The sequence below is a fragment of the Pseudomonas sp. S3_C06 genome, assembly GCF_054667675.1.
On the sequence record NZ_CP162747.1, the window covers coordinates 6161834 to 6183747 of the forward strand.

Genomic DNA, 21914 nt, shown 5'->3' on the forward strand with positions numbered 1-21914 from the left:
CGATCAGCCGCAGGCTTTCATGTTCACCGGACCGACAAACTCATTGCCGCGTCCCATCACGCACGCCACGCTCTGATTGCGCTGACGCTCCCAGTCCTGCACCGGGTAAGTCTTGTCCCACGCTTCATACAATTGGCGATCCTGCTTCGATAGGCGCAAGCCGTATTGCTTGCTCATGTAGAAGTAGGTGCGGGCGATCATGCCGCGAATCGACGGGCGAGGCATGACCTTCTTCGCCTTGAAGTCGACCTGGGTCAGACATGAGCCGTACTGCCCGGATTGCACTGGCAACCAACCGTAGCTGAAGTTGCTGCGATCGCCATTGACCTCGCCAATGCTCGGCACCAGGTTATGCAGATCGGCTTCAGCCTTCTGATAGCTGGGGTCGTAACGGGTGCAGTTCTTGCGTCCGCCTTCCTGCCAGCATTGGCGCTGATGGCCGAATTGCCAGGCCGGCACGATGTGCTCCCATTCGATGCGTGATGCACGTTTGGCGTTCTTGCGTGGTACATAACCGCAGGCTTTGAGATCAACCTTGTTGCCGGTGTATTTGCACCCGCAGTAAAACTCTGTGGACTGTGGTGCGTACAGCTTCCAGGCGACCTTCTTGGCTTCGGTAAATGTGCGGGGTGCGCCAGCCTGCGCCCCCATGGTGATGAACAGCAACAGCAATGCAAAACAGCGGACACTCATTGAATCAATCTTCCTTCGGTACAACCCAAAAAATCTGCACGCCACCGTCGTCGCGATAGGCGAGGGTGACGTTGTCGTTCTCGTCGATTTCCTCGAGCAGGCGCTCCCACTCATCCATCGGTTCGTCCGGCAGACGGAAGATCAGTGCGGCTTTGGCTTTTTGGGCAGTGGGAGAATTGATGATTTTCTGAACGCGCATACCCATGCGTTCGTAAGCGTCAGGAGCATCAGGGGAGGTGGCCACGAGGTTATCCTTATTAAGCTGTACGTGCATACAGTATTTAACTGTAAGCATTTTCGCAACTGCTTAAAATTCAAGAAAATCCTCTGACAGCGCTTTTCCTGTTTTGGTGTAGGCCGTGTCGATTTTTTTGTGGGAAAAATGCGAGAGCGTTGTAGGTGACACACCACCCGCCCTAGAGCGAGTGGTGTGCAGGGTGCCCGATCAGGAATGGATCGGGCGAAGATCAATCAGTATTCCCAGAACATCCGTTGCAGCTCTTTGCTGTCATTGGTTTTGGTCAGGGCGACCATCGCCAGGATGCGTGCTTTTTGCGGGTTCAGGTCGTGTGCAACAACCCAGTCGTACTTGTCGTCTGGCTGTTCGGCGTTACGCAGAACGAAGCCGCCAGCATTGACGTGGGACGAGCGAATGATTTGTACGCCATCCTTGCGCAGTGCTTGCAGGGCCGGGACTACGCGAGAGGACACCGAGCCGTTACCGGTACCGGCGTGGATGATCGCCTTGGCACCGGACTGTGCGAGAGCCTTGTAGGCAGTGTCGCTGACGTTGCCGTAGGAATAGGCGATTTCTACGTCAGGAAGGATCTTGATGTTTTTGATGTCGAATTCCGAATCCATGGTGTGACGCTTGGCTGGCAAGCGGAACCAGTAGGATTTGCCTTCAACCACCATGCCCAATGGACCCCAGGCGCTTTTGAACGCTTCGGTCTTGATGTTGATCATTTTGCTGACATCGCGACCGGACTGGATTTCATCATTCATGGTCACCAGTACGCCTTTGCCGTGCGCTTCTTTGCTGCTGGCCACGGCCACGGCGTTGTACAGGTTGAGCATGCCGTCTGCAGACATGGCGGTGCCCGGACGCATCGAGCCGACGACGATGATCGGCTTGTCGGTTTTTTCCACGAGGTTGAGGAAGTAAGCGGTTTCTTCCAGGGTGTCGGTGCCGTGGGTGATGACGATGCCGTCGACGTCTTTGCTGTCAGCCAGTTCGGCCACACGACGACCCAGTTGCAGCAGGTTTTCGTTGGTGATGCTTTCCGAGGCAATCTGCATGACTTGTTCGCCACGCACATTCGCCAGTTTGCTCAGCTCGGGAATACCGGCGATCAATTGTTCGACACCCACCTTGGCCGCCTGGTAGGTGGCGCTGTTGGCGGCGCTCGCGCCAGCACCGGCAATGGTGCCGCCCGTAGCAAGTACCACAACGTTAGCGAGCTTGGTCTGGGTTTCGACTTCTTTCGCCTGAAGGGCGGTGGGCAGGAGCAGGAGGAGGGCCAAAGCGCCCGGAACCAAAGTATTGAAAGCAGATTTCATTATTTTTCTCTCTAGTAGTGAGACGGTGCTGATGCAGGTTCATCTAGATGCACCCCAAGCCGATCTGGATTCTTGGGATGCGATGAAGGGAGCAGGATCTGTACCAGCGCTACTTTGCGTTAGAAAAATGTTTAACCTGATGATTTGCATCAAGATTTTCTCAGTTTGAAAATCCTGCGCACCATCCTCTATCCGGGTTTCCGAACAATGGACGCCTTCGCGTTCGGCTCTCCGAAAAGGACTACTGCTTCTGTCGAGTGATTCGGGTTGCCGGTTTGGGGTTTTCTGCTAAAGAAAGCTTCGCGCAGGCCGATGGGTGTTCAAGGAAACTAAAAGGTAGGGAGTTCACATGTCACTGACGGTCGGTTTTTCAAATCCCGGTGCAGTCACCATCGGCGGCAAAACCGCAGCGACGATCAACGCATTGAGCGAGGCAGAGGCGGACGCCTCTGCCGAGGCGCTGGGTACGGAGAAAGATCAAGGCAACCAGGTCAGAACCGGTGGAGCTGCCGCGCCAGAAGACAGCAAGGCTGAAAGCGGCGACAACCTGAGCGTCACGGTCAAGATGTTGCTCAAGCGAATGCAGGAGCTGCAGAAGCAACTTCAGGAGCAGCAACAACAACTGGCGGCCGCACAAGCCAAGACCTATCCGACGCCTGAGGCCAAATCGCAAGCGGTGATGTCCATTCAGGGGCAAATCGCGCAAACCAGCGCTGCAATGGCAGAAGTGGCCGGTGCACTGGTCAAGGAAATGACGAAGAGTTCTACCAGCGGTAACCTGGTCAGCACCACGGCATAAGCAGCGAAGGGGCGAGTCCGACGATTCGCCCTACAACAAATGACGATTTCTGATTGTTGACAAATGTCGGCGGGATTCGCATAGTTCGGTCTACGCAAACGTTTGCGCGGCTTTTTCGGCGCAGTATCGGCCAGAAAAGCCGGTGTAGCTTACGCCAGCGCAAACGTTGCTCACAATAATCATAAGATCGGAGTGAACCCATGAAGCTGCCATTCGCTGGACGTCTTCTTGCTGTCGCTATGCTGGCTGCCACAGCCGCCGCACTACCTGTCTCCTCGGCATTCGCCGAATCCGCCGAAAAACCTAAAGTCGCGCTGGTCATGAAGTCTCTGGCCAACGAATTCTTCCTGACCATGGAAGATGGCGCCAAGGCCTACCAGAAAGAACACTCCGCCGATTTCGACCTGATCTCCAACGGTATCAAGGACGAAACCGACACTGCCGGCCAGACTCGCATCGTCGAACAGATGATCCTGGCCAAGGTCAATGCACTGGTTATCGCACCCTCCGATTCCAAGGCCATGGTGCCGGTGATCAAGAAAGCCGTCGATGCCGGCATCACCGTGATCAACATCGATAATCAGCTCGATCCGGCCATCGTCAAAAGCAAAAACATCAGCGTGCCTTTCGTAGGCCCGGACAACCGCAAAGGTGCGCGTCTGGTCGGTGAATACCTGGCCAAGCAGCTCAAGGCCGGTGATGAAGTCGGCATCATTGAAGGCGTCTCCACGACGACCAACGCCCAGCAGCGCACCGCCGGCTTCAAGGATGCGATGGACGCTGCACAGATCAAGATCGTTTCCCTGCAGTCCGGTGACTGGGAAATCGACAAGGGCAACAAGGTTGCCGCGTCGATCCTCAGCGAATACCCGGATGTCAAAGCGCTGCTGGCCGGCAACGACAGCATGGCTGTAGGTGCGGTCTCCGCCGTGCGCGCTGCCGGCAAGGCCGGTCAGGTCCAAGTCGTCGGTTACGACAACATCAATGCCATCAAGCCAATGCTCAAAGACGGCCGCGTGCTGGCTACTGCTGACCAGTTCGCTGCGAAGCAAGCTGTGTTCGGCATCGAAACCGCGCTGAAAATCATCAAAGGCGAGAAAGTCGACAGCGGCGCCAACGGCGTGATCGAAACACCGGTCGAACTGGTCACCCAGTAAGTCTTCTGGCGACACAACGGCGCTCGTCCGTCCGGGCGAGCGCATGGAGAGTTTTTATGTCAGTTTCCGCCCCGAACGCTGTCCTCTCGGTCAGCGGTATCGGTAAGACCTATGCGCAACCGGTGCTCAGCGGCATCGATCTGACGCTGATGCGCGGTGAAGTGCTGGCGCTGACCGGCGAGAATGGTGCCGGCAAAAGTACGCTGTCGAAGATCATTGGCGGACTGGTCACGCCGACCACCGGCCAGATGCAATTCCACGGCAAGGACTACCGTCCGGGCAGCCGTACCCAGGCTGAAGAGCTTGGCGTGCGTATGGTCATGCAAGAACTCAATCTGTTGCCGACGCTGTCGGTCGCGGAAAACCTGTTTCTCGACAACCTGCCAAGCAACGGCGGCTGGATCAGCCGCAAGCAACTGCGCAAAGCGGCGATCGAAGCCATGGCGCAAGTCGGTCTCGACGCCATTGACCCGGATACGCTGGTCGGCGAGTTGGGTATCGGGCATCAGCAGATGGTCGAAATCGCCCGCAACCTGATCGGCGATTGCCATGTGCTGATTCTCGACGAACCGACCGCGATGCTCACCGCGCGCGAAGTCGAAATGCTCTTTGAGCAGATCACCCGCTTGCAGGCGCGCGGCGTTTCGATCATCTACATTTCCCACCGTCTCGAAGAGCTTGCCCGAGTGGCGCAGCGCATTGCCGTGCTGCGTGACGGCAATCTGGTCTGCGTCGAGCCGATGGCCAATTACAACAGCGAGCAACTGGTTACGCTGATGGTCGGTCGTGAACTGGGCGAACATATCGACATGGGGCCGCGCAAGATTGGTGCTCCGGCGCTGACGATCACCGGTTTGACTCGCTCTGACAAAGTGCGCGATGTCTCGTTCGAAGTGCGTGCCGGCGAGATCTTCGGGATTTCCGGACTGATCGGTGCAGGGCGCACGGAATTACTGCGTTTGATATTCGGTGCAGACACCGCTGACAGCGGCAGCATTGCACTTGGCTCGCCAGCCAAAGTAGTCAGTGTGCGCTCGCCAGTCGATGCGGTGCGCAATGGCATCGCGTTGATCACCGAGGACCGCAAGGGTGAAGGCCTGCTGCTCAGTCAGTCGATCAGCGCCAATATCGCTTTGGGCAATATGCCGGAAATCTCCAGTGGCGGTGTCGTCAACAACGGCGACGAGATCGCATTGGCGCAACGTCAGATCGACGCTATGCGCATCCGCAGTTCAAGCCCGACGCAGCTGGTTTCAGAGTTGTCCGGTGGTAACCAGCAGAAGGTCGTGATCGGCCGCTGGCTGGAGCGTGATTGTTCGGTGTTGCTGTTCGACGAGCCGACCCGTGGCATCGACGTTGGCGCCAAATTTGACATTTATGCCTTGCTCGGCGAACTGACGCGCCAAGGCAAAGCGCTGGTTGTGGTGTCCAGTGACCTGCGCGAACTGATGTTGATCTGCGACCGGATCGGCGTGTTGTCGGCAGGACGGCTGATCGACACCTTCGAGCGCGACAGCTGGACCCAGGATGACTTGCTTGCCGCCGCGTTCGCCGGCTACCAAAAACGTGATGCGCTGCTCAATGAAGCGGCGCCTAGGGATCTCCCATGAAAACTGCATCTCCTGCCGGCAAACGTGGTGGCAACTTCTATGGCCTTGGCACCTATCTTGGCCTGGCCGGTGCCTTGCTGGCGATGATTGCGCTGTTCTCGGTCTTGAGCAGCCACTTTCTGTCGTATAACACCTTCAGTACCTTGGCCAACCAGATTCCTGATCTGATGGTCTTGGCGGTCGGCATGACCTTTGTACTGATCATCGGTGGCATCGACCTGTCCGTTGGTTCGGTACTGGCATTGGCGGCCTCTACGGTCAGCGTCGCCATTCTCGGTTGGGGCTGGGGCGTGTTGCCGTCAGCGCTGCTCGGCATGGCAGTGGCGGCACTGGCCGGCACCGTTACCGGTTCGATCACCGTGGCGTGGCGGATTCCATCGTTCATCGTTTCCCTGGGTGTGCTGGAAATGGCTCGGGGTCTGGCGTATCAGATGACCGGATCGCGCACCGCGTACATTGGTGATTCGTTCGCCTGGCTGTCGAATCCGATCGCGTTCGGCATCTCGCCATCGTTCATCATTGCCTTGCTGGTGATCATCATTGCTCAAGCAGTTTTGACCCGCACCGTGTTCGGTCGCTACCTGATCGGCATCGGCACCAACGAAGAGGCGGTGCGTCTGGCGGGGATCAATCCGAAACCCTACAAGATTCTGGTGTTCAGCCTGATGGGCCTGCTGGCCGGTGTCGCCGCGCTGTTTCAGATTTCCCGTCTGGAAGCTGCTGACCCGAACGCCGGTTCCGGTCTGGAGCTGCAAGTGATCGCCGCGGTGGTGATCGGCGGTACCAGCCTGATGGGCGGGCGTGGCTCGGTGATCAGCACATTCTTTGGCGTACTGATCATCTCGGTACTGGCGGCGGGTCTGGCGCAGATCGGCGCGACCGAACCGACCAAACGAATCATCACGGGTGCGGTCATCGTGATCGCGGTGGTGCTCGATACTTATCGCAGTCAGCGCGCCAGTCGCCGGGGCTAAGACATGGCAACGATCAAGGACGTGGCAGCCCTCGCGGGAATTTCCTACACGACGGTGTCGCATGTGGTCAACAACACGCGGCCGGTCAGTCAGGAAGTGCGGCTGAAAGTCGAGGCGGCGATCAAGAGCCTCGACTATGTGCCGAGTGCGGTAGCGCGCTCGCTGAAGGCCAAGACCACTGCAACCATCGGCCTGCTGGTGCCAAACAGTCTCAACCCGTACTTCGCGGAATTGGCACGGGGCATCGAGGATTACTGCGAGCGTAACGGCTACTGCGTGATCCTCTGCAACTCCGACGATAACCCCGACAAGCAGCGCAGCTATTTACGCGTCCTGCTGGAGAAGCGCATCGACGGTTTGATCGTCGCCTCCGCTGGCGGTGACAGCGGTCTGGCGCAAGGGCTGGCCGGGGTGAAAACGCCGATGGTCATCGTCGACCGTGGTCTGGACGGTGTCGATGCCGATCTGGTGCGCATCGACCACGAATACGGCGCATACCTGGCGACCCGGCACTTGTTGGAATTGGGTCATCGCGACATTGCCACCATTGGCGGTCCGGCCAGTACCAGCGTGGCGCAGATGCGTCAGGCCGGTTATTGCCGGGCGCTGAAAGAGGCGGGCATTGAAGTTCGCCAGGAGCGCATGCTGGAAAGTGATTTCACCAGTACCGGCGGCTACAACGCGGCAGCGATTCTCCTCGAGAGCAATCCACCGAGCGCGATCTTTGCCGGTAACGACATGATCGGCATCGGCGTGCTGCGCGCCGCAGCGGAGCGCAATGTTCGCGTGCCGAGCGAGCTGTCGGTGATCGGTTTCGACGATATCCAGATGAGCCGTTACGTGTATCCGGCACTCACCACTGTGGGGCAATCGATCCTGCAGTTGGGCGAGATGGCGGCCGAAGTGCTGTTGCGAAGGATTGCTACGCCGACTCTGGGTACCGATCAGCGGATCGTGACCCCGAGTATTGTCTTGCGCGAATCGACCGCCCCGTTGTCCGGCGTGTTCACCGAATACCGCTGAAACCGAATTGACGAGTAATGATGTATGCCAGCAAATGTAGTGGTAATAGGCAGCCTGAACATGGATCTGGTGACCCGGGCGCCGCGGCTTCCCGTCGGTGGTGAAACGCTGATCGGTCATTCGTTTGCCACGGTTTCCGGCGGCAAGGGTGCCAATCAGGCGGTGGCCGCCGCGCGTTTGGGCGCACAGGTGGCAATGGTCGGCTGCGTTGGCAATGACGACTATGGCGTGCAATTGCGTAACGCCTTGTTGGCCGAGCAGATCGATTGTCAGGCAGTGAGTACAGTCAATGACTCCAGCGGCGTGGCGCTGATCGTGGTCGATGACAACAGTCAAAACGCGATTGTCATTGTCGCCGGTGCCAACGGTGCCATGACGCCCACAGTGATCGATCGGTTTGATGCGGTGCTGCAAGCCGCCGACGTGATCATCTGCCAGCTCGAAATTCCCGATGCCACGGTGGGGCATGCGCTCAAGCGTGCCCGCGCCCTCGGTAAAATCGTCATCCTCAATCCGGCGCCGGCCAGTCGTCCGTTGCCGGCAGACTGGTTTGCCGCAATCGACTACCTGATTCCCAACGAGAGCGAAGCGGGCGCATTGAGCGGATTGCCGGTGGATTCTCTGGAAACCGCAGAAGGTGCTGCCAGCAAGCTGATCGCCATGGGGGCAGGCAAAGTCATCATTACCCTCGGTGCTCAAGGTTCGCTGTTCGCCAATGGCAAAGGCTTCGAGCATTTCCCTGCGCCGAAAGTGAAGGCTGTCGACACCACTGCGGCGGGGGACACCTTCGTCGGTGGTTTTGCCGCTGCGCTGGCCAATGGCAAGTCCGAGGCTGAAGCGATTCGCTACGGGCAGATCGCCGCCGCGCTGTCAGTAACTCGTGCCGGTGCGCAACCGTCCATTCCAACCCAATCCGACGTACAGGCTTTTAAACCCGCATGAAAAAGACTCCTCTGCTCAACGTCGCCTTGTCGCGGCTGATCGCGTCCCTGGGCCATGGCGACATGGTGGTTATTGGTGATGCCGGGCTGCCAGTGCCGCCGGGCGTCGAGCTGATTGATCTGGCGCTGACCCATGGCGTCCCGGATTTCATCAGCACCCTGAAAGTCGTGCTCAGCGAGATGCAGGTGGAAAGCCATGCACTGGCCAAAGAAATCTTCGACAAGCAACCGACCGCGCTGAATACGCTGGACGCGTTGAATGAAGAGGGCGCTCTGGGCCGTCGCGATTTGCTCAGTCATGAGCAATTCAAGGTTCTCAGCCGACAGGCTCGGGCGATTGTTCGTACAGGCGAATGCCAGCCGTACTGCAATATCGTCCTCGTCGCCGGGGTTACATTCTGATTTTCGATTCCACATGCACAAGGAATGCGCCATGCAACGCTATGCTCAGAAACTGCATCAACTCATCCGGGGTTTACTGCTTTTGTCCGTAATCACTGCGACCGGCGCTCAGGCGGCGGAAAAAATCGACCTGATCATCGATACCGATCCAGGGGCCGACGATGTGGTCGCCCTGTTGTTCGCGCTGGCCTCGCCAGACGAACTGAACATTCGCGCGCTGACCACCGTGGCCGGCAACGTGCGCCTCGACAAGACTTCGCGTAACGCGCGCCTGGCTCGCGAGTGGGCAGGGCGCGAAGACGTACCGGTTTATGCGGGTGCGCCAAAGCCGCTGATGCGCACGCCGATCTACGCCGAGAACATCCATGGCAAGGAAGGCCTGTCGGGTGTCACCGTGCACGAACCGAAAAAGGGGCTGGCTGAAGGCAATGCCGTCAACTACCTGATCGATACCCTGAAAAAAGCCAAGCCGCACAGCATCACGATCGCCATGCTCGGTCCGCAGACCAACCTGGCATTGGCGCTGATCCAGGAGCCTGAAATCGTTCAGGGCATCAAGGAAGTGGTGATCATGGGCGGTGCGCACTTCAACGGCGGCAACATTACCCCGGTGGCGGAATTCAACCTGTTTGCTGACCCGCAAGCGGCCGAAGTGGTCCTGAAAAGCGGCGTGAAACTCACTTACCTGCCACTGGACGTGACCCACAAGATTCTCACCAGTGATGCGCGACTGAAACAGATCGCTGCGCTGAACAACAACGCGAGCAAGATTGTCGGCGACATCCTCAATGAGTACATCAAAGGCGACATGGAGCACTACGGTATTCCGGGTGGCCCGGTGCATGACGCTACCGTTGTGGCCTATCTGCTCAAGCCGGAACTGTTCACCGGTCGCTCGGTGAATGTCGTGGTGGATAGCCGTGAAGGGCCTACTTTCGGTCAGACCATCGTCGATTGGTACGATGGCCTGAAAGCGCCGAAGAACGCCTTCTGGGTGGAAAACGGCGACGCGCAAGGCTTCTTTGACTTGCTGACCGAGCGCCTGAAACGCCTGAAGTAAACCATTCGCCCGCAGGTGCCAGCCTGCGGGTTTTTACACCCTCTCAGTGTGTTCGTTCTGTTCGCTCGGATAGCGTTCGAAAATCTGCTTGATGAATTGCTTGGCGGCTTCCGTGCCCAGCTCTTTGACCAATAGATCGATACCAATCAGCGCCAGTTCTTCTGTGGTTCCCGGGCTGTAGGAACTGTGGCCGTCTGCCCATTTGGCTTTGATGTCGGCGTCGATGCTGATGGTGGTCATGGGAGCGCTCAAAGGTCGGAAGGTCTGTGCATCGAGTTAACCATTTTGTCGGCCATTTGGCACTGCGACTTAGGCATGAACGGAGCGCTATGCGACACTTGGTATTTCAAGGCTTTCCAAGGACCGTTCTGTGCAGATCGATTTGAATACCCCTGACGGCCTCACGCTCGACGCAGTGCGCCAGTTGCTCGCCTCGGCCAGTGATGACGAGCACACGCAGCTGCGCGTGACCAAGGGCGGTATCGCTTACATTTCTTCCGGCGTTACCGGCGGGCAGGATATCGACGGTTTGCTGTTTCGCCTGGAAACCTGGGCCAAGGGCTCGGGCTACGTGGGCAATGTCGCGGCCAGTGACGAGGTGTGGGTGATGCAGATTTTCAATGCGCTGAAGGACAACTGGCCGAATCCGCCGTATGACTACATCGACGTCTACTGAGCGCCATTAATATTCAGTCACGATTGATTGATGAAGTGACGCATGCCGCTCAGGCACACTCGGCGTTTTTCCGATCGTGGGGCAGGGTGATGGCCTTGGCTGTGAAACCAAACGCCGGATTGGCGGTCGCACGATCTCAGCTTAACCATTTTGAAAACAAGGAGGCTTCATGCCTTTGAAGTTCGCGACACTGGGTGCACTTATGGCCGCTGCCATGTTGGCCGGTTGCAGCACGACCTCCAGCGAGTCGGCAAAGGAAACTGCGGCGACCGAAGCCGGTCACAGCCGCTGTGAAGCAACGGCGGCGGAATTCGCCATCGGCAAGAAAGCTTCGCCAGAGTTGCTGGAGCAGGCACGCAACAAAGCCGGGGCGCAAAATGCCCGCTTCCTCAAGCCGAACGACATGATCACGCTCGAGTACCGCTCTGATCGCTTGAATCTGAACACCGACAACAACCTGCTGATCACTCGGGTCAACTGTGGCTGATTAGCGAAGGCTTTTGTTGCAGGCATAAAAAACCCCGTCACATGGACGGGGTTTTTTTAGTGCGCGCAGAAATTACTCTGGGCGAACCTGTGCAGCTTGCATACCCTTTTGGCCTTTCTCAGCCACGAAGGAGACGGTCTGGCCTTCTTTCAGGCTTTTGAAACCGTCGGATTCGATAGCTTTGAAGTGTACGAACAGGTCGTCACCGCCACCTTGAGGAGTGATGAAGCCGAAGCCTTTTTCATCGTTGAACCACTTAACGGTGCCGGTTTGGCGATTAGACATGGTGTATCTCCAAGAAACATATATTTTTCAGTACTGTGCTGCTCAGGCCAACTGGGCACACCCGGGTATCATAGTCGAAATGTTCGCTTTGGTAGCCCCCCGGACGTGCTGTTTGCCAATCAGTCGTGTTTTCTTTACTGCCTGTTTCTGCTGAAAGCCCCGGTTTACAAGGCTTTGAGCGGAACGTAAAGACGATAAAAAAACCTGTAAAACCTGCATAAAACCTCCGAAAAGGCTCAAATTCAGCCCGTTTCCGGGGCGCTGAGCCGAGTCAGAATGGTTTTTTTATCACTTTTGGGCCGGTGTATTTGCCTTGCATTTGGCAATTTGGCCTAGCGCTTTCTGCTGCAGTTCAGGAGAGGCCTTGTTGTCCATCAGGGCCTGAATGTCAGCTGCAGGATAAGACTTGATGGCATCAGCGCCACAAGCGCAGTGCGATTTGGCCGCAGCAGCACCGATTTGCGGAGTCGCCGCCTGGGTGCACTGCGCCATGTACTTCTCGCGCTCGCCCTTAGGCCAGTCGGCGTGGGCACTCAGCGGCAGCAACATAACGATAGGGGCGACGACGGCGAACAGGGTATTCAGACGCATGCGAGGATGCTCCTTGTGGGTCAATGTCTTGTTATCTGAGGGCTGAAGAGGCCATCAAGTTCAGCACTCTGGCATAAAAACAGACGATTTGCCTTCTGATCAAACAGAGGCATAAGTGACCGCTCATCTGTGCTAGCATGCCGGGCTCAAGCGTTCTCAGGCTCCGGATGACCTACAGTCCCGGCAGCGGTCAACGTGCGAATATTTCGATTTGAATCCCAGTCACTCTGGTTCGGTTTTCCGGTTGGCCGCAAGGCTCCTGCCGCTGTAAGGCAGGCGTTCGTCATTGAATGGCCTGGATCGGATCTTGTACTGGCTCATCCCAACCCACGTGACCTTTGGTAGGGGTCACCACTAGGAGAGGAGGCGCCATGCCAACTATTACTCTTCCCGACGGCAGTCAACGTTCATTCGATCACCCGGTTTCCGTAGCCGAGGTCGCCGCATCCATTGGTGCCGGTCTGGCCAAAGCCACCCTGGCCGGCAAGGTCAATGGGCAACTGGTCGACGCCAGCGACATCATCAGCAGCGACGCGACCCTGCAAATCATCACGCCAAAGGATGAAGAGGGGCTGGAGATCATTCGCCACTCTTGCGCTCACCTGGTTGGCCACGCGGTCAAACAGTTGTACCCGACTGCGAAAATGGTCATCGGGCCGGTCATCGACGAAGGCTTCTATTACGACATCGCCTTCGAGCGTCCTTTCACTCCGGACGACATGGCTGCCATCGAACAGCGCATGCAGCAGCTGATCGAGAAAGATTACGACGTCATCAAGAAAGTCACTCCGCGCGCCGAAGTGATCGAAGTGTTCAAGGCCCGTGGCGAAGATTACAAACTGCGCCTGGTCGAGGACATGCCGAACGAACAGGCCATGGGTCTGTACTATCACGAAGAATACGTCGACATGTGCCGCGGCCCACACGTGCCGAACACTCGCTTCCTGAAATCCTTCAAGCTGACCAAACTGTCGGGCGCCTACTGGCGTGGCGACGCCAAGAACGAGCAATTGCAGCGCGTTTACGGCACCGCTTGGGCAGACAAAAAGCAGCTGGCCGCTTATATCCAGCGCATCGAAGAAGCTGAAAAGCGCGATCACCGCAAGATCGGCAAGCGTCTGGGCCTGTTCCACACCCAGGAAGAATCCCCGGGCATGGTGTTCTGGCACCCGAACGGCTGGACGCTGTACCAGGTGCTCGAGCAGTACATGCGCAAGATCCAGCGCGACAACGGCTACCTTGAGATCAAAACCCCTCAAGTCGTTGACCGCAGCCTGTGGGAGAAATCCGGGCACTGGGCCAACTACGCCGACAACATGTTTACCACTCAGTCGGAAAACCGCGACTACGCCATCAAGCCAATGAACTGCCCATGCCACGTGCAGGTGTTCAACCAAGGCCTGAAAAGCTACCGCGAACTGCCGATGCGTCTGGCCGAGTTCGGTGCCTGCCACCGTAACGAGCCGTCGGGTGCGCTGCACGGCATCATGCGCGTACGTGCGTTCACTCAGGACGACGCCCACATCTTCTGCACAGAAGAGCAGATGCAGGCTGAATCCGCTGCGTTCATCAAGCTGACCATGGACGTTTATCGTGACTTCGGCTTCACCGATGTCGAGATGAAACTGTCCACTCGTCCGGAAAAACGCGTCGGTTCCGACGAGCTGTGGGATCGCGCTGAAGCTGCACTGGCTGCAGCCCTTGATTCTGCGGGCCTGCCGTACGATCTGCAGCCGGGTGAGGGTGCGTTCTACGGTCCGAAGATCGAGTTCTCGCTGAAAGACTGCCTTGGTCGGGTCTGGCAATGTGGTACTCTGCAGCTCGATTTTAACCTGCCTGTCCGTTTGGGCGCTGAATACGTCTCCGAAGACAACAGCCGCAAACACCCAGTGATGTTGCACCGTGCGATCCTCGGTTCCTTCGAGCGTTTCGTCGGGATTCTGATCGAGCACTACGAAGGTGCGTTCCCTGCGTGGCTCGCGCCAACGCAGGCGGTGATCATGAATATCACTGATAAACAGGCAGATTTTGTTGCAGAAGTTGAAAAAACTCTCAACGAAAGCGGATTTCGTGCCAAGTCCGACTTGAGAAATGAAAAGATCGGCTTTAAAATCCGCGAGCATACTTTGCTCAAGGTTCCCTATCTTTTGGTTATCGGAGATAAGGAAGTCGAGATGCAGACTGTCGCTGTGCGTACTCGTGAAGGTGCTGACCTGGGCTCGATGCCCGTCGCCCAGTTCGCTGAGTTTCTCGCGCAAGCGGTTTCCCGGCGTGGTCGCCCAGATTCGGAGTAATTATTATTAAGCGTGAAATGAGACAAGATAAACGAGCTGCACCGAAAGCCCCGATCAACGAGAATATCTCGGCACGCGAGGTTCGGTTAATTGGCGCTGATGGCGAGCAGATTGGCATCGTCTCGATTGATGAAGCGCTTCGTATTGCTGAAGAAGCAAAGCTTGATCTGGTGGAAATCTCCGCAGACGCAATCCCACCGGTTTGCCGGGTGATGGATTACGGCAAATCGATCTTCGAAAAGAAGAAGCAGGTTGCCGCGGCGAAGAAGAACCAGAAGCAGATTCAGGTAAAAGAAATCAAGTTTCGTCCAGGGACGGAGGAAGGGGATTACCAGGTAAAACTGCGCAACCTGGTACGTTTCCTGAGTGATGGGGACAGGGCCAAGGTATCCTTGCGATTCCGCGGCCGTGAGATGGCCCACCAGGAGCTGGGGATGGAACTCCTCAAGCGGGTTGAAGCTGACCTGCTCGAGTACGGTTCGGTCGAACAGCATCCTAAGATGGAAGGACGCCAGCTGATCATGGTCATCGCCCCGAAAAAGAAGAAGTAATCAACAGGGCACGGCAGGCCTTCTGATTATGTTTATCAACTGAATGCGGAGTATCCGAACATGCCAAAAATGAAAACCAAAAGTGGTGCTGCTAAGCGGTTTCTGAAAACTGCTAACGGTATCAAGCACAAGCACGCTTTCAAGAGCCACATCCTGACTAAAATGTCGACCAAGCGTAAGCGTCAACTGCGCGGTAGCAGCTTGCTGCATCCGTCTGACGTGGCAAAAGTCGAGCGCATGCTGCGCCTTCGTTAATTTTAGTCAAGAATAGAGGAAGTAACTCATGGCTCGTGTAAAGCGTGGCGTCATTGCCCGTAAGCGTCACAAAAAAATTCTGAAACTTGCTAAAGGCTACTACGGCGCACGCTCCCGCGTATTCCGTGTTGCCAAGCAAGCGGTAATCAAGGCAGGCCAATACGCCTACCGTGACCGTCGTCAGAAAAAACGTCAGTTCCGCGCTCTGTGGATCGCTCGTATCAACGCTGGTGCTCGTGTTAACGGTCTGTCCTACAGCCGTTTCATCGCTGGCCTGAAAAAAGCGTCCATCGAGATCGACCGTAAGGTTCTGGCTGATCTGGCAGTGAACGAAAAAGCGGTGTTTGCTGCGATTGTCGAGAAAGCTAAAGCCACCTTGGCTTAAGTACCCCCGACAATCACCCGGCCTCACTTCCGTGGGGCCAGGTGGTAAACGTCTTAAATAGGGGAAGAGCCTTCAAGCTCTTCCCCTATTTTGTATCTGGAGTCTGTACATGGAAAACCTGGATGCGCTGGTCTCTCAAGCACTAGAGGCTGTGCAAAGCGCTGAAGATATCAATGCCCTGGAGCAAATCCGGGTTCAATACCTTGGCAAAAAGGGTGAATTGACTCAGGTGATGAAGACCCTGGGGAATTTGCCGGCAGAAGAGCGTCCGCAAGTCGGCGCTCTGATCAACGTTGCCAAGGAACGTGTCACAGGCGTTCTCAATGCGCGCATGGCCCTGTTTGAAGAAGCCGAACTGGCTGCCAAACTGTCCGCCGAATCCATTGACGTGACGTTGCCGGGCCGTGGCCAGACCTCCGGTGGTCTGCATCCGGTGACCCGGACTCTGGAACGTGTAGAGCAGTTCTTCACCCGCATCGGTTACGGCATTGCCGAAGGCCCTGAGGTCGAAGACGACTATCACAACTTTGAAGCGCTCAACATCCCAGGCCATCACCCGGCCCGGTCGATGCATGACACCTTCTATTTCAATGCCAACATGCTGCTGCGCACCCATACCTCGCCGGTACAGGTCCGCACCATGGAATCGAAGCAACCGCCGATCCGCATCGTCTGTCCAGGCCGCGTGTATCGCAGCGACTCCGATATCACCCACTCGCCGATGTTCCACCAGGTCGAAGGCCTGCTGGTTGATCGCGACATCAATTTTGCCGATCTCAAAGGCACCATCGAAGAATTCCTGCGAGTGTTCTTCGAGAAAGAGCTGGCCGTACGTTTCCGCCCTTCGTACTTCCCGTTCACCGAGCCATCCGCTGAAGTCGATATGGAATGCGTGATGTGCAGCGGTAAAGGCTGCCGCGTCTGCAAGCAAACCGGCTGGCTGGAAGTGATGGGCTGCGGCATGGTTCACCCGAACGTGCTGCGCATGTCCGGCATCGATCCGGAAGAGTTCTCCGGTTTTGCCTTCGGCATGGGCGTCGAGCGTCTGGCCATGCTCCGTTACGGCGTGAACGACTTGCGTCTGTTCTTCGACAACGACTTGCGGTTCCTCGCGCAATTTCGCTAGTCGTAACGAATTCTTAGGAGAGCAGGATGAAATTCAGTGAACAATGGCTGCGTGGCTGGGTTAGCCCGCAGGTAAATCGCGACGAGCTGGTTGCTCGTCTGTCGATGGCCGGTCTTGAGGTCGATAGCGTGACCCCGGCCGCCGGTGTATTCAGCGGCGTGGTAGTGGGCGAGGTGCTGAGCACCGAGCAGCACCCTGATGCCGACAAGTTGCGCGTTTGCCAGGTCAGCAATGGCGCGGAAACCTTCCAGGTCGTGTGCGGTGCACCAAACGTGCGTCCGGGCCTGAAGATTCCGTTCGCCATGATCGGTGCTGAACTGCCGGGCGATTTCAAAATCAAGAAAGCCAAACTGCGCGGCGTTGAGTCCAATGGCATGCTCTGCTCGCAATCCGAGCTGCAGGTCGGTGAAGGCAATGACGGTCTGATGGAACTGCCGGCCGATGCGCCGGTGGGCGAAGATTTCCGTGTGTACCTGGATCTGGAAGACGCCAGCATCGAGGTCGACCTGACCCCGAACCGCGGCGACTGCCTGTCCCTGGCCGGTCTGGCCCGTGAAGTCGGCGCGCTGTACGACGCGCCGGTCACCCGTCCGGTGGTCATGAGCATTCCTGCCGTGCACGATGAAGTGCGTTCGGTAGAAGTGCTGGCCCCAGCGGCATGCCCGCGCTATCTGGGCCGCGTTATCCGTAACGTTGATCTGTCCAAGCCGACGCCGCTGTGGATGGTTGAACGTCTGCGCCGCGCCGACGTGCGCAGCATCGACGCTGCCGTCGACATCACCAACTACGTGATGCTCGAACTGGGTCAGCCACTGCACGCTTTCGATCTCGCCGAAATCAATGGCGGCATTCGTGTGCGCATGGCGGAAGAGGGCGAGAAGCTGGTACTGCTCGATGGTCAGGAAGTTAGCCTGCGTAGCGATACGCTGGTCATCGCCGACCACACCCGCGCGCTGGCGATTGCCGGTGTGATGGGTGGCGAGCACAGCGGTGTGTCCGCGACCACTCGCGACGTATTCCTGGAAAGTGCGTTCTTCGACCAGATCGCTGTCGCTGGCAAGGCTCGTTCCTACGGGCTGCACACCGACGCTTCGCACCGCTACGAGCGTGGCGTCGACTGGCAACTGGCCCGTGAAGCCATGGAACGCGCCACTGGCCTGCTGCTGGAAATCACTGGCGGCGAAGCCGGCCCGATCATCGAGACCGTCAGCGAGCAGCATCTGCCGTCGATCGCACCGATCACCCTGCGTTCCCAGCGCATTACCCAGATGCTCGGTATGGAAATGGACTCCGCCCAAGTCGAGCGTCTGCTCAGCGGCCTGGGTCTTGGCATTGCTGCTGACGGTGAAGGCCAGTGGCGCGTAGAAGTGCCAAGCCATCGCTTCGACATCAGCCTGGAAGTCGATCTGATCGAAGAACTGGCCCGTCTGTACGGCTACAACCGTCTGCCGGTTCGTTACCCGCAAGCGCGTCTGGCGCCGCAAGCCAAGGCTGAAGCACGTAGCGATCTGCCGGAGCTACGTCGTCTGCTGGTGGCGCGTGGTTATCAGGAAGCGATCACTTACAGCTTCATCGATCCGCGTCAGTTCGAACTGTTCAACCCGGGCGTCGAGCCGTTGTTGCTGGCCAATCCGATCTCCAATGACATGGCTGCCATGCGTTCGTCGTTGTGGCCGGGTCTGGTCAAAGCGCTGCAGCACAACCTCAACCGTCAGCAGGATCGCGTGCGTCTGTTCGAAAGCGGTCTGCGCTTCGTTGGGCAGCTCGAAGGCCTGAAGCAAGAGCCGATGCTGTCCGGTGTGGTTTGCGGTAGCCGTCTGCCGGAAGGCTGGGCACAAGGTCGCGACACCGTCGACTTCTTCGACGTCAAAGCTGACGTGGAAGCGGTGCTGGGCTTTGCCGGTGCACTGGATTCGTTCACTTTCGCTCCGGGCAAACACCCGGCGCTGCACCCGGGTCAAACCGCGCGCATCGAGCGGGAAGGGCGTGAAGTCGGCTTCATCGGCGCCATCCACCCGGAATTGTCGAAAGCCCTGGGGCTGGATCGTCCAGTCTTCGTTTTCGAGCTGGTTCTGGCGGAAGTGGCGCTCGGTAAAATGCCGAAATTCCACGAGTTGTCGCGCTTTCCTGAAGTGCGTCGTGACCTTGCACTGATTGCGCACAAAGACGTCGCGTCCGCAGCCGTACTGGACGTAATCCGTGAAAATGCAGGCGAATGGCTCACAGATCTCAGGCTGTTTGACGTGTATCAGGGTAAAGGTATTGATCCTGATAGAAAAAGCCTTGCAGTTGGCTTGACCTGGCAGCATCCATCGCGCACTCTTAATGACGATGAGGTGAATTCGACGACGCAAAATATCCTCACCTCGCTCGAACAAAGGTTGAACGCCACGTTAAGGAAGTGACGTATGGGGGCTTTGACGAAAGCTGAGATGGCGGAACGTCTGTATGAAGAGCTGGGCCTGAACAAGCGGGAAGCCAAGGAATTGGTAGAGCTGTTTTTCGAGGAAATCAGGCACGCTCTTGAAGACAACGAGCAGGTCAAATTGTCCGGTTTCGGCAATTTCGACCTTCGGGACAAACGCCAGCGGCCTGGCCGCAACCCGAAAACGGGGGAAGAAATCCCGATCACGGCTCGCCGTGTGGTCACCTTTCGTCCAGGGCAGAAGTTGAAGGCCCGAGTTGAGGCTTATGCTGGAACCAAGTCATAACGACGAACTACCCGTCATCCCGGGCAAACGCTACTTCACCATCGGTGAAGTCAGCGAGCTGTGTGCCGTAAAGCCACACGTGCTGCGCTACTGGGAGCAGGAGTTTCCTCAGCTCAACCCCGTCAAACGCCGCGGAAACCGCCGGTATTATCAGCGCCAGGACGTGCTGATGATCCGGCAGATCCGCGCGCTCCTTTACGATCAAGGCTTCACCATCGGCGGCGCACGCCTGCGTCTGTCCGGCGATGAAGCCAAAGACGACACGACCCAATACAAGCAGATGATTCGGCAGATGATTGCCGAATTGGAAGATGTGCTGGTGGTGCTCAAGAAATAAAAAGCAGCGTTTGAATACTTCCAGTTTTCAAACGCTTGCGCTATATTCTTGAGCGTTCCTCGAGGTGAAGAACGAGTTGCAAAACCAGTCGGGGCGTAGCGCAGTCCGGTAGCGCACTAGCATGGGGTGCTAGGGGTCGAGTGTTCGAATCACTCCGTCCCGACCATATTTTTCAATGACTTAGCCCAATCTGAAAAGATTGGGCTTTTTCATGCGTAGTGACTTTTGCGGGGGTTCATCCCGTTTTTCTCCTCAAGATGATCAGAGCCGGTCCTCGCGAATCGGTTGCCGACACTTTGTTTGCCGCCTCAATCAAATGCTCAAGCTCTGCGGTAGATTAGTGGCTCGTAATGCTGCCGTTCTTGTGCCCAAGTAATGCCTTTCGATCTTCCTCTGTCACGTTCGCTGCACGAAGCCTTTTACCAAAGGTGTGCTTCAGATCGTGAACCCTGATCGACCGGAACCCAGGGTGCGCTGGCGACTTGTGTTCCTTCTCCCATTTCGCCGCCGCCCTGATCCTTGCGCTCTTCCATGCCGTGTCGTTCATGCGTTGCATTGCGGTTGGTCCGTACTCGTCCGTCTGACCGTAAGGAAACACGTACTTTGTGTGCAGACCGCGCTGGCCGTCGATAATCGACATCGCAACCCGATTCAGCACCACCAACCTCTCATCCCTGTTTTTAACTCCCGCCTTTTCGTGCCTCCCACCAAATTCTGATGTGATCAGGAATACGCTCGTTCCCAACTCCGGCACCCGTATCTCCCAATCCCATTGAAGTTTGCAGACTTCCTGCTCCCGGCTTCCCGAGTTCACCTTGTAGAGTGCCATCCTCAACAGGTGATCCGGGATCTCAGCGAACAACATCGACTGCTCTTCCCATGACAACGGGTAGGGCTTCCGGCTCGACCTCTTTTCCTCCAGCATCGAGATCATCGGCACGCTATCCAGCCACGGCCGTTTCTCTGCGTCTCGCCACTTCCTGTGGCACAGGTTCAAGATCCGTACGACTCGCTGCAGAGCGATGTTCACCGTCCTGTTCGATACGCTTGGCTTTACTTTCCCATTCGCTGTTTTGGTTGGCTTCTGCCGATCTCGCTTGAAGGCGGCCAGAGTGCCGTCATCTATCTGCGTGATTGGCAGGACGCCAATGTACGGGTCGAGCTGTTCGATGTGAGACGCAGACAGGGCAATCGAGGCTTGATCCTTGAACTCCACCAGAAATCTGGTGGCAGCCTCCCGCCAGGTTCGAACCTCGCGCACGCCGTAAACCTTTTCCTGTCTGAGGTTTTCCAAGCGGTGGATCAGGTGCTGCTCTGCATCCTGCCTTTCGCTTGAACCAGTGCTTTCCTGAAGTCGCTGACCTCTGATGACTTTGTCGATGTGACAAAGTCCGTTCCTCTCGTAGAGGCCGGAAATTGTTTTTCGCGCCACTTACTTGCTCCTTGGCGCTCACTGCGGGGCTGATTGTTGTCCTGATTGGCCGTTTTTTCAATTGCCATGGACTCGCTGTAGGCGTCAGCCCACTGGTCAAGCTCTATTCGGTCGAACCCAATGCCCTGTTTCCCGATCGGAAATTCGCGGACGTTGGGGCGCATCGTTTTGTTGAATTCATCCCGGCACATGCCGAGATAGGGGCCGCGCATGACTTCGTCGTGATCGCAGTACCACGTTTCGCGCACCCACAGTCGTTCGCCGCGACGGCCGTAAGGGCTAGGCGCGCACTCCTCCAGTTCTTTGGCGCACTCCGCTTCGGTCGCTCCGAACACGCCGAAACCGTAGTGCGGGTTGCGCTGGGCAATTGCCATCCAGCGATGGCGCTCGCCGGCAGCAACGGAAGTGTCTTCGAACGAGATCTGGCAGCCTTTGACCGGTCGCCGCGTTACCGTCTTCCGGCCATCCAGAATGGCGCGCACCATCGGAGCTGATAACAGAATTGGCCGTTCTTTTATTCCAAACATGTAGGTATTCTCCACAATGCCAAATCAAGAGGCTGTTC

The 21914-nt window shown here is 57.1% G+C and carries 25 protein-coding genes, 1 tRNA gene and 1 pseudogene; 19 read left to right on the forward strand and 8 right to left on the reverse strand.

The window, feature by feature from the left end; translation table 11 throughout:
* Positions 1-3: 3 nt before the first annotated feature.
* The 3 genes from AB4N44_RS27315 to AB4N44_RS27325 form a co-directional block, all read right to left on the reverse strand.
* A complete protein-coding gene (locus AB4N44_RS27315) occupies positions 4-693 on the reverse strand; it encodes an endonuclease (RefSeq protein ID WP_095111733.1) in 690 nt (229 codons plus the stop codon).
* Between the two features lie 4 nt (positions 694-697).
* The gene (locus AB4N44_RS27320) at positions 698-967 is read right to left on the reverse strand and encodes a DUF1654 domain-containing protein (RefSeq protein WP_166219800.1); all 270 of its coding nucleotides are present in this window, start codon (positions 965-967) and stop codon (positions 698-700) included.
* A 197-nt stretch (positions 968-1164) separates the two neighbouring features.
* The gene (locus AB4N44_RS27325; protein ID WP_460111299.1) at positions 1165-2253 is read right to left on the reverse strand and encodes an asparaginase; all 1089 of its coding nucleotides are present in this window, start codon (positions 2251-2253) and stop codon (positions 1165-1167) included.
* Positions 2254-2602: 349 nt separating this feature from the next.
* Between AB4N44_RS27325 and AB4N44_RS27330 the strand changes: the two genes are divergently transcribed.
* The 8 genes from AB4N44_RS27330 (at position 2603) to AB4N44_RS27365 (ending at position 10219) form a co-directional block, all read left to right on the forward strand.
* Positions 2603-3052 (forward strand): hypothetical protein, encoded by a 450-nt coding sequence (locus tag AB4N44_RS27330; protein WP_127926593.1) that lies wholly within the window; start codon positions 2603-2605, stop codon positions 3050-3052.
* A 200-nt stretch (positions 3053-3252) separates the two neighbouring features.
* Positions 3253-4209, forward strand: a complete 957-nt coding sequence (locus AB4N44_RS27335; RefSeq protein ID WP_077571943.1) for a sugar ABC transporter substrate-binding protein — start codon at positions 3253-3255, stop codon at positions 4207-4209.
* Positions 4210-4265: 56 nt separating this feature from the next.
* Positions 4266-5819, forward strand: coding sequence for a sugar ABC transporter ATP-binding protein (locus AB4N44_RS27340; protein WP_160039060.1), 1554 nt, complete (start codon positions 4266-4268; stop codon positions 5817-5819).
* Positions 5816-6793, forward strand: coding sequence for an ABC transporter permease (locus AB4N44_RS27345; protein ID WP_127926595.1), 978 nt, complete (start codon positions 5816-5818; stop codon positions 6791-6793). The genes AB4N44_RS27340 and AB4N44_RS27345 overlap by 4 nt, the downstream gene beginning before the upstream one ends.
* Positions 6794-6796: 3 nt before the next feature.
* Positions 6797-7816: a LacI family DNA-binding transcriptional regulator gene (locus AB4N44_RS27350; protein ID WP_127926596.1), complete on the forward strand. Its 1020-nt coding sequence runs from the start codon at positions 6797-6799 to the stop codon at positions 7814-7816.
* A 24-nt stretch (positions 7817-7840) separates the two neighbouring features.
* Positions 7841-8758 carry a ribokinase gene (gene rbsK / locus AB4N44_RS27355; protein WP_460111295.1) on the forward strand — a complete coding sequence of 306 codons (918 nt, stop codon included), beginning with the start codon at positions 7841-7843 and terminating at the stop codon, positions 8756-8758.
* Positions 8755-9159, forward strand: a complete 405-nt coding sequence (rbsD, locus tag AB4N44_RS27360; RefSeq protein WP_123592850.1) for a D-ribose pyranase — start codon at positions 8755-8757, stop codon at positions 9157-9159. Before rbsK ends, rbsD begins: the two co-directional genes overlap by 4 nt.
* A gap of 31 nt (positions 9160-9190) precedes the next feature.
* On the forward strand, positions 9191-10219 hold the full coding sequence (locus AB4N44_RS27365) for a nucleoside hydrolase (protein ID WP_016984942.1): 1029 nt from the start codon (positions 9191-9193) through the stop codon (positions 10217-10219).
* A gap of 33 nt (positions 10220-10252) precedes the next feature.
* On the opposite strand, the gene AB4N44_RS27370 is transcribed toward AB4N44_RS27365, so the two are convergent.
* Positions 10253-10459: a hypothetical protein gene (locus AB4N44_RS27370; protein ID WP_102901219.1), complete on the reverse strand. Its 207-nt coding sequence runs from the start codon at positions 10457-10459 to the stop codon at positions 10253-10255.
* A gap of 130 nt (positions 10460-10589) precedes the next feature.
* Between AB4N44_RS27370 and AB4N44_RS27375 the strand changes: the two genes are divergently transcribed.
* Both AB4N44_RS27375 and AB4N44_RS27380 read left to right on the forward strand, forming a co-directional pair.
* On the forward strand, positions 10590-10895 hold the full coding sequence (locus tag AB4N44_RS27375; protein WP_007913485.1) for a hypothetical protein: 306 nt from the start codon (positions 10590-10592) through the stop codon (positions 10893-10895).
* Between the two features lie 169 nt (positions 10896-11064).
* Positions 11065-11382 (forward strand): I78 family peptidase inhibitor, encoded by a 318-nt coding sequence (locus tag AB4N44_RS27380; RefSeq protein ID WP_150751553.1) that lies wholly within the window; start codon positions 11065-11067, stop codon positions 11380-11382.
* A 72-nt stretch (positions 11383-11454) separates the two neighbouring features.
* Here the strand turns inward: AB4N44_RS27380 and AB4N44_RS27385 are convergent, their stop codons facing one another.
* Together AB4N44_RS27385 and AB4N44_RS27390 are read right to left on the reverse strand one after the other, a co-directional pair.
* The gene (locus AB4N44_RS27385) at positions 11455-11667 is read right to left on the reverse strand and encodes a cold-shock protein (protein WP_003179963.1); all 213 of its coding nucleotides are present in this window, start codon (positions 11665-11667) and stop codon (positions 11455-11457) included.
* Between the two features lie 288 nt (positions 11668-11955).
* Complete coding sequence (locus AB4N44_RS27390; protein ID WP_460111291.1) at positions 11956-12258, reverse strand: hypothetical protein; 303 nt, start codon at positions 12256-12258, stop codon at positions 11956-11958.
* 371 nt (positions 12259-12629) lie between these two features.
* On the opposite strand from AB4N44_RS27390, the gene thrS reads away from it, so the two are divergent.
* From thrS to AB4N44_RS27435, 9 genes are all read left to right on the forward strand, one after another.
* Entirely contained in the window at positions 12630-14552 is a 1923-nt protein-coding gene (thrS, locus tag AB4N44_RS27395; protein WP_007913488.1) for a threonine--tRNA ligase, read from the forward strand.
* The gene (infC, locus tag AB4N44_RS27400) at positions 14552-15103 is read left to right on the forward strand and encodes a translation initiation factor IF-3 (protein WP_171057393.1); all 552 of its coding nucleotides are present in this window, start codon (positions 14552-14554) and stop codon (positions 15101-15103) included. The genes thrS and infC overlap by 1 nt, the downstream gene beginning before the upstream one ends.
* A 60-nt stretch (positions 15104-15163) precedes the next feature.
* Positions 15164-15358 carry a 50S ribosomal protein L35 gene (gene rpmI, locus AB4N44_RS27405; protein WP_002553160.1) on the forward strand — a complete coding sequence of 65 codons (195 nt, stop codon included), beginning with the start codon at positions 15164-15166 and terminating at the stop codon, positions 15356-15358.
* A 28-nt stretch (positions 15359-15386) separates the two neighbouring features.
* Positions 15387-15743 (forward strand): 50S ribosomal protein L20, encoded by a 357-nt coding sequence (gene rplT / locus AB4N44_RS27410; protein WP_007913489.1) that lies wholly within the window; start codon positions 15387-15389, stop codon positions 15741-15743.
* A 109-nt stretch (positions 15744-15852) separates the two neighbouring features.
* A complete protein-coding gene (pheS, locus tag AB4N44_RS27415; protein WP_003226365.1) occupies positions 15853-16869 on the forward strand; it encodes a phenylalanine--tRNA ligase subunit alpha in 1017 nt (338 codons plus the stop codon).
* 26 nt (positions 16870-16895) lie between these two features.
* Positions 16896-19274, forward strand: a complete 2379-nt coding sequence (gene pheT / locus AB4N44_RS27420) for a phenylalanine--tRNA ligase subunit beta (RefSeq protein ID WP_460111288.1) — start codon at positions 16896-16898, stop codon at positions 19272-19274.
* A gap of 3 nt (positions 19275-19277) precedes the next feature.
* Positions 19278-19580, forward strand: coding sequence for an integration host factor subunit alpha (gene ihfA / locus AB4N44_RS27425; RefSeq protein ID WP_002553164.1), 303 nt, complete (start codon positions 19278-19280; stop codon positions 19578-19580).
* The gene (locus AB4N44_RS27430; RefSeq protein ID WP_003179985.1) at positions 19561-19917 is read left to right on the forward strand and encodes a MerR family transcriptional regulator; all 357 of its coding nucleotides are present in this window, start codon (positions 19561-19563) and stop codon (positions 19915-19917) included. Before ihfA ends, AB4N44_RS27430 begins: the two co-directional genes overlap by 20 nt.
* Positions 19918-20006: 89 nt before the next feature.
* Positions 20007-20083 (forward strand) — tRNA-Pro (locus AB4N44_RS27435).
* A gap of 69 nt (positions 20084-20152) precedes the next feature.
* Here the strand turns inward: AB4N44_RS27435 and AB4N44_RS27440 are convergent.
* Both AB4N44_RS27440 and AB4N44_RS27445 read right to left on the reverse strand, forming a co-directional pair.
* A pseudogene (locus AB4N44_RS27440) lies at positions 20153-21334 on the reverse strand (tyrosine-type recombinase/integrase).
* The gene (locus tag AB4N44_RS27445; RefSeq protein WP_460111286.1) at positions 21220-21876 is read right to left on the reverse strand and encodes a hypothetical protein; all 657 of its coding nucleotides are present in this window, start codon (positions 21874-21876) and stop codon (positions 21220-21222) included. The pseudogene AB4N44_RS27440 and the gene AB4N44_RS27445 overlap by 115 nt, the downstream one beginning before the upstream one ends.
* Positions 21877-21914 lie beyond the last annotated feature (38 nt).